This is a genomic window from Streptomyces albus subsp. chlorinus, from assembly GCF_013302895.1.
GTDB lineage: Bacteria > Actinomycetota > Actinomycetes > Streptomycetales > Streptomycetaceae > Streptomyces > Streptomyces chlorinus.
The window spans coordinates 4,599,680-4,609,943 of the sequence record NZ_VJOK01000001.1 but is presented as its reverse complement, the minus strand read 5'-3'; the positions used below and the strand labels follow the sequence as shown (position 1 = coordinate 4,609,943).

Here is a 10,264-nt window from a genome sequence, read left to right as displayed (position 1 = left end):
CTCATGTCCGCCCCCGTCCGTCCCCTGTGTGCGCGGTACCCGGCTGCCGGGTCACACGTCCTCGTTCGCGTATACCCGCGGTACGCGCGAACCGATCCGGGTGACGATCTCGTACGCGATGGTGCCCGCCGCACGGGCCCAGTCCTCGGCGGTCGGCTCCCCCTCGTCGCCGGGGCCGAAGAGGACGGCGCGGTCGCCCGCCTCGGCCTCGTCACCCCCCAGGTCCACGACGAACTGGTCCATGGCCACCCGGCCCGCGATCGTCCGCCGCTTGCCCGCCACCCGCACCGGCCCCGCGCCGGAGGCGTGCCGGGGCAGGCCGTCGCCGTAGCCGAGGGGCACCAGGCCGAGCGTGGTCTCGCCCGCCGTCGTGTAGGTGTGCCCGTAGCTGACGCCGTGTCCGGCCGGTACGCGCTTGACCAGGGCGAGCGAGGCGCTGAGCGTCATCGCCGGACGCAGGCCGAGCCCCGCCGCGGTGCCGACCTCGGGGGACGGGGAGATGCCGTAGACCGACACCCCGGGACGGACCAGGTCGAAGTGGGACTCGGGCAGGGTCAGCGTCGCCGGCGAGTTCGCGTGGTGCCGCACCTCGGGGTCGAGCCCGGCACGCTCCGCGACGGCGACGGCCTCCCGGAAGGCCGCCAGCTGCGCGGCGTTGGCCGGGTGCCCCGGCTCGTCGGCGCAGGCGAAGTGCGACCAGACGCCGGTCACCTTCACCGCGCCCTCCGCCTCGGCGGCCCGCGCCGCCGCCACCAGCTCGGCCCAGTCGGCGGGCTGGCAGCCGCCGCGGCCCAGGCCGGTGTCCGCCTTCAGATGCACCCGCGCCGTACGGCCGGTGGCACGGGCCGCCGCCACGATCTCGGTGAGCGCCCAGGTGGCGCTCGCGGAGACGTCGATGTCCCGCCGGACGGCCTCCTGCCACGGCCCGCCCGGCGTCCACAGCCAGCACATCAGGCGGCCCCGGTCACCCGCGTCCCGCAGCGCGAACGCCTCCTGCGGCGTGGCCGTACCCAGCCAGGTCGCCCCCGCCTGCCGTGCGGCGCGGGCGCACCGCACCGCGCCGTGGCCGTAGGCGTCGGCCTTGACGACCGCCATCAGCTCGGCGCGCGGGGCGAACTCCCGCAGCCTGCGGACGTTGTCCCGTACGGCCCCGAGATCCACCTCGGCCCGCGCCCGCGCCAGGGGCGACGCCTCGTCCCGCCCGGCCTCTTCCCGCGCCCCGCGCGGAGCGCGTCCGTCCGAGGGCTCGTCGGGCACGGCGGGGCGGACGGACCGGGGCAGCTGTCGCACGTCGTTCACCGCTTCAGTGTCGCAGGTGGGCGCCCGCCTCCGTGGCCGGTGGCACCGCCCAAGAGCCGGTGGCTGGTGGCACCGCCCAAGTGTCAGCGGACGGTGGCGCCGTCGAGGTCAGTGGCCGGTGGCGCCGTCGATGCGTTCGCGGAGCAGGTCGGCGTGGCCGCAGTGCTGGGCGTACTCAGCGATCATGTGGACGAGTATCCGCCGCAGGGAGACGGGCTCTCCCGTGCGGGCGTGCACACCCGTGGCCTCCAGGTCCATGGACGCGGCGATCTCGCGGGAGCGTGCGCACTCCGCGCGCCAGACCGCCAGCGCCTCGGCGGGGTCGCCGTCGAGGGAGTCGAAGTCCTGCTCGGGGTCGTCGTCGGAGTAGTACAGCGGCGGCGCGTCCTCCCCGGCGAGCTGGATGCGGAACCACCAGCGCTCCACCGCCGCCAGGTGCCGCAGCAGTCCGTGCAGGCTGAGGCCGGACGGGGGGACAGTGCGCTCCGAGAGGGCTTCGGGCGCCAGGCCGGAGCACTTGAGCACCAGCGTCTCGCGGTACCGGTCGAGGTAGCGGGTCAGCACCTCCCGCTCGTCCCCCACCAGGGGCAGCGGGGCCCGGGTGTCCTGCTCCCACGTCTCGGCGAAGGCGGCCGGGAGGGGGCCTGTGGCGCGCTGTCGAGTCATACCGGGAGTGTGGCAGCGGGCACTGACATTGATGCTGATGCCCGGGCTGAGGCGGTCGCGGCTCGGGCGCTGACCGACGCCAACGCCTCGCCACCGACTCCGCCGCCGACTCACCGCCGCCGAAAGCCTGTTGACCTGGCCCCGGCAATTGCTGGCGTGACCTGGATCATCCGGCCCGAATCCGTGACCGGCCGCGACGCCGCCGCGGCCATCAGGGCGTGCCTCCGCGAGACAGCTGAACCACATCCCCGGACAGACCCCGCTCGCCCGGTAGCCGCGCGGGCCTACTCCGGGCGCAGCACGTCGTGCCAGGCCGTGGCCAGGGCTGCGGCGACATCGGTGGCGGAGGGCGGGTCGGGTGCGAGGCGGCCCGCGAGGCCGTGCACGTAGGCGGCGACCGAGGCGGCGTCGCGGGCGCCCAGTCCGGTCGCGAGCAGACCGCCCGCGAGCCCGGTCAGCACGTCGCCGCTGCCCGCGGTGGCCAGCCAGCCGGTACCGGTGGCGTTGACCCGCACGGGCGGGGCGGGCTCGCCGTCCCGCCCGTGCGGGTCGGCGATGAGCGTCGTCGAGCCCTTCAGCAGCACCGTCGCGCCCGTCCGCTCCGCGAGGGCCCGGACGGCGGCCAGCCGGCCCCGCTCCACCTCCTCGCGGTCCACGCCCAGCAGCGCGGAGGTTTCTCCGGCGTGCGGGGTCAGCAGGGTGGGGGCGGTGCGGGCGCGGACGGCCGCGAGGTCCATCAGCCGGAGGCCGTCCGCGTCCACGAGGACCGGCACGTCGCTGTCCAGGACCTCGGCCACGGCGCGGTGCGAGGCCGGTTCGTCGCCGAGCCCCGGGCCGACCGCCCACGCCTGCACCCGTCCGGCGTGTCCGGGCGGCCCTTCCGAGACGAGGGTCTCCGGGAAGCGGGCGATGACCGCCTCGCCGCCCGGCCCGACGTACCGCACGGCACCGGCACCGCTGCGCAGCGCGCCCGCGACGGCCAGTACGGCGGCGCCCGGGTAGCGCGCGGAGCCCGCGACGACGCCGATCACGCCCCGCCGGTACTTGTCGCTCTCCGCCTGCGGCCTCGGCAGCAGGCGGGCCGCGTCGGCGTGCTGGAGGGCCTCCACGTCGGGGCGGGCGGGCAGGTGCGGTCCGAGTCCGATGTCGATCAGCCGGACGGCACCGGCGTGCTCCCGCGCCGGGTCGATGAGCAGGCCCGGCTTGTACGCGCCGAAGGTCACCGTCGCCGCCGCGCGCACGGCCGCGCCGCTCACCTCCCCGGTGTCGGCGTCGACCCCGCTGGGCAGGTCCACGGCGACGACGGGCACCCCGGCGTCCCGGACCATGTCGGCCAACTCCACCGCCGCGGGCCGCAGTCCGCCCTTGCCGCCGATCCCGACGACCCCGTCCACCACCAGGTCGGCCCGCGCGATCAGGTCGCCGACCGGTTCGGCCACGCCCTCCACCACGGCGCCCGGCGCCACCACCGAGCGTCCGTGTGCGGCGCGCAGCGCGGCCAGCCCGCCCTGGTGGGTGCGCTCGGGCGCCAGCAGGACGGCCACCACCCCGGCACCGCGCCGGGCCAGCCGGGCACCCGCGTAGAGGGCGTCACCGCCGTTGTCGCCGCTGCCGACGAGCAGCACGACACGCGTCCCGTACGTCCGTCCCAGCAGCCCCGCGCACGCCGCCGCCAGCCCCGCCGCGGCCCGCCGCATCAGCGCGCCCTCGGGCAGCCGCGCCATCAGCGCCCGCTCGGCGGCACGCACGGTCTCCACGCCGTAACCAGTCCTCATGCCCCCAGTGTGACCTCCGCCTCAGGCGGTCGCGTCCCGGGGGGCCGGGCCGGCCGGCGGGTCGCCCTCGGCGATGACGACGGCCGAGGCGACGCCCGCGTCGTGGGAGAGGGAGACGTGCCAGCCGCTGACCCCCAGCGCGGCGGCGCGCGCGGCGACCGTGCCGCGCACCCGCAGATACGGCTGCCCCGTCGCGGCCGTGCACACCTCGGCGTCCGTCCACCGCAACCCGGCCGGGGCGCCCAGCGCCTTGGCGAGCGCCTCCTTGGCGGCGAACCGTGCGGCGAGCGAGGCGACGCCCCGCCGCTCCCCGCCGGGCAGCCACAGCTCGCGGTCGACGAAGAGCCGGTCCGCCATGGTGGGGGTGCGCTCCAGCGAGGCGGCGAAGCGGTCGATCTCCGCGACGTCGATACCCACTCCGATGATCACCGCTGCCCCATTCCCGCACCCGCTCCCGGCCGTCCTCGGCCCACGCCCGCATCCCGTCGGGCCGCGTGCCCGCGTCCCGTCGGGGCGAGCGTACGCGGGGTGCCGGGGCCGGGGCGGTACGGACCCCGCCGCGGGGGCCCGGGGTCACTCGCCGCGGGCCATCCGCTCTATGGCGTCCTCCATCAGCTCCAGGTACTCCGACTCCTCGCAGCGCGGCTTGCTGCCCATCACGTACAGCTCCAGCGAGTCGGTCAGGTCCTCGGTGAGGTCCTCGTCCGGGAGCCCGTCGGTCAGGTCGCTGTAGACCCGGCCGGCGAAGCCCTCCAGGTGCTCGGCGCGAGCGGCGCGCCGGATACGGGGGCGGCGTATGCGACTCAAGGGGTGTGACATGGGCGGAAGATAGCGGCAATTCGCCCTCACGTACACCTTCCGCATTCCGTTCCGATTGCCCCTGTGCGCACCGGGCGCCGTCCGGGCAGGTCACAGCCCCGGGGCCGGGAATCAGGGCCGGGGTCCCAAGGGCGCCCCCGAGGTGAGTGCCCGCGACCGGCCGCGCAGAATGGCAGCGTGTCCACCAAGCCCTACGTCGACCTCAGCCGCGCGGAATGGAGCGCCCTGCGCGAGCGCACGCCCCTCCCGCTGACCGCCGCCGAGGTCGAGGCGCTGCGCGGGCTCGGCGACGTCATCGACCTGGACGAGGTGCGGGACATCTACCTGCCGCTGTCCCGGCTGCTGAACCTGTACGTCGGCGCCACCCACGGGCTGCGCAGGGCGCTCAACACCTTCCTGGACGATCCGCGCCGCCCGGGCCGGTCGGGGCCGCAGCGGGGGACGCCGTTCGTCATCGGCGTCGCCGGCAGCGTCGCCGTCGGCAAGTCCACGGTCTCCCGGCTGCTCCAGGCGCTGCTGGCCCGGTGGCCCGAGCACCCGCGTGTCGAACGCGTGACCACGGACGGCTTCCTGCTGCCGAAGGCGGAGCTGGAGCGGCGCGGGCTGATGTCCCGCAAGGGCTTCCCCGAGTCGTACGACCGCCGCGCGCTCACCCGCTTCGTCGCCGACGTCAAGGCCGGAAAGCCCGAGGTCACAGCGCCGGTCTACTCGCACCTGATCTACGACATCGTCCCCGGGGAGCGGCTGACCGTGCACCACCCCGACATCCTCATCGTCGAGGGCCTCAACGTCCTGCAGCCCGCCCTGCCCGGCAAGGACGGCCGCACCCGGCTGGCCGTCTGCGACTACTTCGACTTCTCGGTGTACGTGGACGCGCGGACGGCCGACATCGAGCAGTGGTATCTGCGCCGCTTCCGGGAACTGCGGCAGACCGCGTTCCGTAATCCGCGCTCGTACTTCCACACCTACACGACCGTCTCCGAGGAGGAGGCCCTCGACTACGCCCGCACCACCTGGCGCACCATCAACGAGCCCAACCTCCGCGAGAACATAGCCCCGACCCGGGGCCGGGCCACCCTCCAGCTCCACAAGGGCCCGGACCACAAGGTCCAGCGGCTCTCCCTCCGAAAGCTGTGACCTCGGGCGGAAAGCTGCGGCATCGGACGGGGGCTGTGCCCTCCGGAAGCCGTGACCTCGCCGCGCCGTGGGCGGTCCGCTCCCCCGCACGCGTCGAGCGGGGGAGCGCCCGCGCTCAGATCACCGGCGCCGGCGTCACCCGAGCGACCGCTTGACGACGTCCGCGAGCCGGCCGGCCACCGCCCGCGCGTGCTCGATGTCCGCGGCCTCGACCATCACCCGCACCAGCGGCTCGGTCCCGGAGGGCCGCAGCAGCACCCGGCCGGTCTCCCCCAGCTCCCGCTCGGCCTCCGCGACGGCCGAGACCAGCTCCGGCGCCGAGCCGACCCGCGTCCTGTCCACGTCGGAGACGTTCACCAGCACCTGCGGCAGCCGCTCCATCACCCCGGCCAGCTCCGCGAGCGGCGTGCCCGTCGCCGCGACCCGGGCGGCCAGCATCAGGCCGGTGAGCGTGCCGTCGCCGGTGGTGGCGTGGTCGAGGACGATCACGTGCCCGGACTGCTCGCCGCCGAGCGAGAACCCGCCGCGCTTCATCTCCTCCAGCACATAGCGGTCGCCGACCGCCGTGCGCACCAGTTCGACGCCCGCCCGCTCCATGGCCAGCTTGAAGCCGAGGTTGGACATGACCGTCGCGACGACGGTCTCCTTGCGCAGCTGGCCCGCCTCCTTCATGGCGAGCGCCAGCACGGCGAGGATCTGGTCGCCGTCGACCTCGCGGCCCTCCGCGTCCACGGCCAGGCACCGGTCGGCGTCGCCGTCGTGCGCGACGCCCAGGTCGGCGCCGTGCTGGACGACGGCGTCCCGCAGGCCGTCGATGTGGGTGGAGCCGCAGTCGTCGTTGATGTTGAGCCCGTCGGGGTCGGTGCCGATGGTGACCACCTCGGCACCGGCCCGCGCGAACGCCTCCGGCGAGACCCGGGCCGCCGCGCCGTGCGCTCCGTCGATGACGACCTTCAGCCCGTCCAGCCGGTTGGGCAGCACCCCGACCAGGTGGGCGACGTAGTTGTCGAAGCCCTCGTCGTACTCCTTGACCCGGCCCACCCCGGCCCCGGTCGGCCGCGCCCACGGCTCGCCGGCGGCGTGCTCGCGGTAGAGGGCCTCGATCCGGTCCTCCAGTTCGTCGGCGAGCTTGTGGCCGCCGCGGGCGAAGAACTTGATGCCGTTGTCGGGCATCGGGTTGTGGCTCGCCGAGAGCATCACGCCCAGGTCGGCGCCGAGCGAGCCGGTCAGATAGGCGACGGCGGGCGTCGGCAGCACGCCGACCCGCAGCACGTCCACCCCGGCGCTGGCCAGCCCGGCCACGACGGCGGCCTCCAGGAACTCCCCGGAGGCGCGCGGGTCACGTCCGACCACCGCGACCGGCCGGGTCCCGGCCCGCGCCGCCTGGGCGCTCGTGCCCGTACCCGCCCTGGTCCCGGTCAGCACGTGGGCCGCCGCGACCGACAGCCCGAGCGCCAGCTCGGCCGTCAGCCCCTCGTTGGCCACGCCGCGTACACCGTCGGTACCGAAGAGTCGTGCCACTGTCGTTCCTCCGATTGTCCGGGGTTGCTCCGGGGTTCTCCGGGCGTTCACCGGGCGGGCCTGGTACGCCCGGCACCCCAGGTATACGCCCCGTTCTCAGCGTGACGGCGCGGGCGCCACCGCCACAGGGCCGGATGTCCGGCCCGACGGCGCCGGGAGAGGGCCCGAGGAAGACGGATGCCCCGCCGGCACCGGTGTGCGGTGCCGACGGGGCATCCGGGAAGGGCTCCGGCTTCCAGCGGGCGCCGGGTCAGCGCTTGCTGTACTGGGTGCCCTTACGGGCCTTCTTGAGACCGGCCTTCTTGCGCTCGACCGCACGGGCGTCACGCGTGAGGAAGCCGGCCTTCTTGAGCGGACCGCGGTTGTTGTCCACGTCCGCCTCGTTCAGCGCACGGGCCACGCCCAGGCGCAGGGCGCCCGCCTGGCCCGAGATGCCGCCGCCGGAGATGCGGGCGACGACGTCGTAGCGGTCCTCGAGCTCCAGCACCTTGAAGGGCTCGTTGACCTCCTGCTGGTGCACCTTGTTGGGGAAGTAGCCCTCAAGGGTGCGACCGTTGATCTTCCACTGGCCGGTGCCCGGGATGATGCGGACACGGGCGATGGCGTTCTTGCGGCGACCGGTGCCGGCGGCCGGCTGCGGGTCACCGAAACGGGAGGCCAGGGACTCGGAGGTGTACTCCTGGGGGGCCTCGGGGGTCTCGGTCGTGTACTCCTCGACGCCCTCGACGGGGATCTCGGCGGTGGTCTCGGCCACGATTCTCCTCAGCTTTTCTTCAGTCTTAGGGGGTGGCCGGACTTACTGCGCGACCTGGCTGATCTCGAACGGCACGGGCTGCTGCGCACCGTGGGGGTGCTGCTCGCCCGCGTAGACCTTCAGCTTCGAGAGCATCTGACGGCCCAGGGAGTTCTTGGGGAGCATGCCCTTGACGGCCTTCTCCACGGCCTTCTCCGGGTTCTTGGCCAGCAGCTCGTCGTAGCGGACGGAGCGCAGACCACCCGGGTAGCCGGAGTGGCGGTAGGCCATCTTCTGGATGCGCTTGTTGCCGGAGAGGTGCACCTTGTCGGCGTTGACGATGATGACGAAGTCACCTGTGTCGACGTGAGGCGCGTACACGGGCTTGTGCTTACCCCGCAGAAGGATGGCGGCCTGGGAGGCCAGCCGGCCGAGGACGACGTCCTTGGCGTCGATGATGTGCCACTGGCGCTGGATGTCGCCGGGCTTGGGGCTGTACGTACGCACGGTCGTAGCCTTCGCTTCTTCAGTGATTGGGTCCTGACAAAGGGCCAACCAGGCAGATCACGACAGGCAAGATCGCAGGCGGTGACGCATCCGCACACGATCGCTGGTCATCGACCGGTAGGCCGGTGTATAGCCCCCCACGTGAGAACAGGCAAGCCAATACACACAACGATCCAGCAGGATACCGACCCTCCCCCACCAGGGTCAAAACGAGACGCCCTGCCCCGCCGCCTCCCCGCCGCCTCCCCGCCGCCGCTCCCGGCGCGCACCGGCCGAGGTGACCGACGCCGACGCGGACCGGACGAGGGCCCGACGGCCGCGGGACCGGGCCGGGACGAGCCGCGATCCCGCCAGGGCTCACCCCCGCGCCGCGTACTCCACGAAACGCGCCCAGCCGTCGCGGCCGACGGCGAAGTGCGGAAGGGACACGTCCTTGGAGTCCCGCACATGGACGGCGGTCTCGGTCGCCGCGACCTCGACGCAGTTGTCGCCTTCTGTGCCGCTGTAACTCGACTTGAACCAGTGCAGATCCGCAGTGCTGCTCATAGTGCTCCTCTGATGCGCTTCAACAGATTGGACTCACCCCCGCGCCGCGTACTCCACGAAACGCGCCCAGCCGTCGCGGCCGACGGCGAAGTGCGGAAGGGACACGTCCTTGGAGTCCCGCACATGGATGGCGGTCTCGGTCGCCGCGACCTCGACGCAGTTGTCACCCTGGGTGCCGCTGTAACTCGACTTGAACCAGTGCAGATCCGCAGTGCTGCTCATAGTGCTCCTCTGATGCGCCTCAACAGACCCACGGAGTCAACGGGGTTGAGGGCCTGTGCCCGGAGTGTCGCATACCGCTGATGGAGCACGGTGACCAGTTTCGCGTCAGTGATCAAACGGCCGTTCTTCTGCCCCTCCGAGTAGGCGAGCCTTTTGCCGTCCGGCATCTCCAGCAGCGCCAGCGGCCCGTCCAGACCCGCGTGGCACACGCTGTCGGTAGGCATGATCTGCACGGAGACGTTCCGCAGCCCGGCGAGGGCGAGCATGTGGTCCAGCTGTTCCCGGGTGACCTCGTCCCCGCCCAGCCGCCGCCGCACGATGTGCTCCTCCACCACGAAGCTGAACGCGGTGTTGGGCCGCTCCCGGATGAGCTTCTGCCGTTCCATCCGGGCGACGGCCTGCGCTTCCATCTGCGCGTCGGCGAGTGGCGGGATGCTGTTGTCGAAGGCGGCTCGCGCGTAGCCTTCCGATTGCAGCAGCCCGGGAATCAGCCGGCATTCGTAGGTGCCCAGGCTGGCGGCCAGCCGCTCCAGACGCGCCCAGCGCCGGAACCACGCCGCCAGTCCGGGCTCACCGCGCGTCAGGTGCCGCGCCGCCTTCCGCAGGGCGCCCGTGTTGCCCAGCGCCTCCTCCGCCCGCTCCACGAACACCTCGTCGGGCATGCGCCGCCCCAGTTCCACGGACTCGACGGTGTGCTTGGAGAACCCGACGAGCTTTCCGAACTCGACCCGGCTGAATCCGGCGTGTTCACGCAGGGCCTGGACGACGGCTCCGAACGTCCGCAAACTGTCCGACGGGTCCGGCTCCCGTTCGGTGTCGTCGCAGCCCGCGGCCACATCCCCCACCGGAATGGTCGTCATCAGCGACCCCCTCACGTACGTGCGCACGCAGGGCGTGCGCTCAGGCAGATGCGCGGGACCGCCCCGCGCACAACTCACCCAGCGTGATGACATCAGCACCGTACTGTCCACCCTCTGTGCCCGTACGCTGACCGACCGTACGGGGCGCAATGCTGGCGGAGGCCCCGGCGCAAGCGCCA

Annotated in this window: 12 protein-coding genes; 1 reads left to right on the top strand and 11 read right to left on the bottom strand. The window is 73.5% G+C overall.

The window, feature by feature from the left end; translation table 11 throughout:
- Positions 1-51: 51 nt before the first annotated feature.
- The 5 genes from alr to FM076_RS20195 all read right to left on the bottom strand — a co-directional run bounded on the left by alr (position 52) and on the right by FM076_RS20195 (position 4,559).
- On the bottom strand, positions 52-1,182 hold the full coding sequence (gene alr, locus FM076_RS20215; protein ID WP_243275016.1) for an alanine racemase: 1,131 nt from the start codon (positions 1,180-1,182) through the stop codon (positions 52-54).
- A gap of 225 nt (positions 1,183-1,407) precedes the next feature.
- Positions 1,408-1,965, bottom strand: coding sequence for a DinB family protein (locus FM076_RS20210; protein WP_173872393.1), 558 nt, complete (start codon positions 1,963-1,965; stop codon positions 1,408-1,410).
- Positions 1,966-2,249: 284 nt separating this feature from the next.
- Positions 2,250-3,740: an NAD(P)H-hydrate dehydratase gene (locus FM076_RS20205; protein WP_173872392.1), complete on the bottom strand. Its 1,491-nt coding sequence runs from the start codon at positions 3,738-3,740 to the stop codon at positions 2,250-2,252.
- Positions 3,741-3,761: 21 nt separating this feature from the next.
- Entirely contained in the window at positions 3,762-4,169 is a 408-nt protein-coding gene (locus FM076_RS20200; RefSeq protein WP_173872391.1) for a holo-ACP synthase, read from the bottom strand.
- Positions 4,170-4,313: 144 nt separating this feature from the next.
- Positions 4,314-4,559, bottom strand: a complete 246-nt coding sequence (locus FM076_RS20195; RefSeq protein WP_173872390.1) for a hypothetical protein — start codon at positions 4,557-4,559, stop codon at positions 4,314-4,316.
- Positions 4,560-4,736: 177 nt separating this feature from the next.
- On the opposite strand from FM076_RS20195, the gene coaA reads away from it, so the two are divergent.
- Positions 4,737-5,696: a type I pantothenate kinase gene (coaA, locus tag FM076_RS20190; protein ID WP_173872389.1), complete on the top strand. Its 960-nt coding sequence runs from the start codon at positions 4,737-4,739 to the stop codon at positions 5,694-5,696.
- Between the two features lie 135 nt (positions 5,697-5,831).
- Here the strand turns inward: coaA and glmM are convergent, their stop codons facing one another.
- The 6 genes from glmM to FM076_RS20160 form a co-directional block, all read right to left on the bottom strand.
- Complete coding sequence (glmM, locus tag FM076_RS20185) at positions 5,832-7,217, bottom strand: phosphoglucosamine mutase (RefSeq protein ID WP_173872388.1); 1,386 nt, start codon at positions 7,215-7,217, stop codon at positions 5,832-5,834.
- 250 nt (positions 7,218-7,467) lie between these two features.
- Positions 7,468-7,971, bottom strand: coding sequence for a 30S ribosomal protein S9 (rpsI, locus tag FM076_RS20180; RefSeq protein ID WP_173872387.1), 504 nt, complete (start codon positions 7,969-7,971; stop codon positions 7,468-7,470).
- Positions 7,972-8,013: 42 nt separating this feature from the next.
- Positions 8,014-8,457, bottom strand: coding sequence for a 50S ribosomal protein L13 (rplM, locus tag FM076_RS20175; protein ID WP_173872386.1), 444 nt, complete (start codon positions 8,455-8,457; stop codon positions 8,014-8,016).
- Between the two features lie 357 nt (positions 8,458-8,814).
- The gene (locus FM076_RS20170; protein ID WP_173872385.1) at positions 8,815-9,003 is read right to left on the bottom strand and encodes a DUF397 domain-containing protein; all 189 of its coding nucleotides are present in this window, start codon (positions 9,001-9,003) and stop codon (positions 8,815-8,817) included.
- Positions 9,004-9,036: 33 nt separating this feature from the next.
- The gene (locus FM076_RS20165) at positions 9,037-9,225 is read right to left on the bottom strand and encodes a DUF397 domain-containing protein (protein ID WP_173872384.1); all 189 of its coding nucleotides are present in this window, start codon (positions 9,223-9,225) and stop codon (positions 9,037-9,039) included.
- Positions 9,222-10,085 carry a helix-turn-helix domain-containing protein gene (locus tag FM076_RS20160; protein WP_173872383.1) on the bottom strand — a complete coding sequence of 288 codons (864 nt, stop codon included), beginning with the start codon at positions 10,083-10,085 and terminating at the stop codon, positions 9,222-9,224. Before FM076_RS20160 ends, FM076_RS20165 begins: the two co-directional genes overlap by 4 nt.
- Positions 10,086-10,264 lie beyond the last annotated feature (179 nt).

Coding starts and splice junctions, on each gene's coding strand:
- FM076_RS20205 (WP_173872392.1), bottom strand. CDS start 3,740: ATGAGGACTGGTTACGGCGTGGAGACCGTGCGTGCCGCCGAGCGGGCG.
- FM076_RS20210 (WP_173872393.1), bottom strand. CDS start 1,965: ATGACTCGACAGCGCGCCACAGGCCCCCTCCCGGCCGCCTTCGCCGAG.
- FM076_RS20170 (WP_173872385.1), bottom strand. CDS start 9,003: ATGAGCAGCACTGCGGATCTGCACTGGTTCAAGTCGAGTTACAGCGGC.
- FM076_RS20160 (WP_173872383.1), bottom strand. CDS start 10,085: ATGACGACCATTCCGGTGGGGGATGTGGCCGCGGGCTGCGACGACACC.
- FM076_RS20195 (WP_173872390.1), bottom strand. CDS start 4,559: ATGTCACACCCCTTGAGTCGCATACGCCGCCCCCGTATCCGGCGCGCC.
- FM076_RS20165 (WP_173872384.1), bottom strand. CDS start 9,225: ATGAGCAGCACTGCGGATCTGCACTGGTTCAAGTCGAGTTACAGCGGC.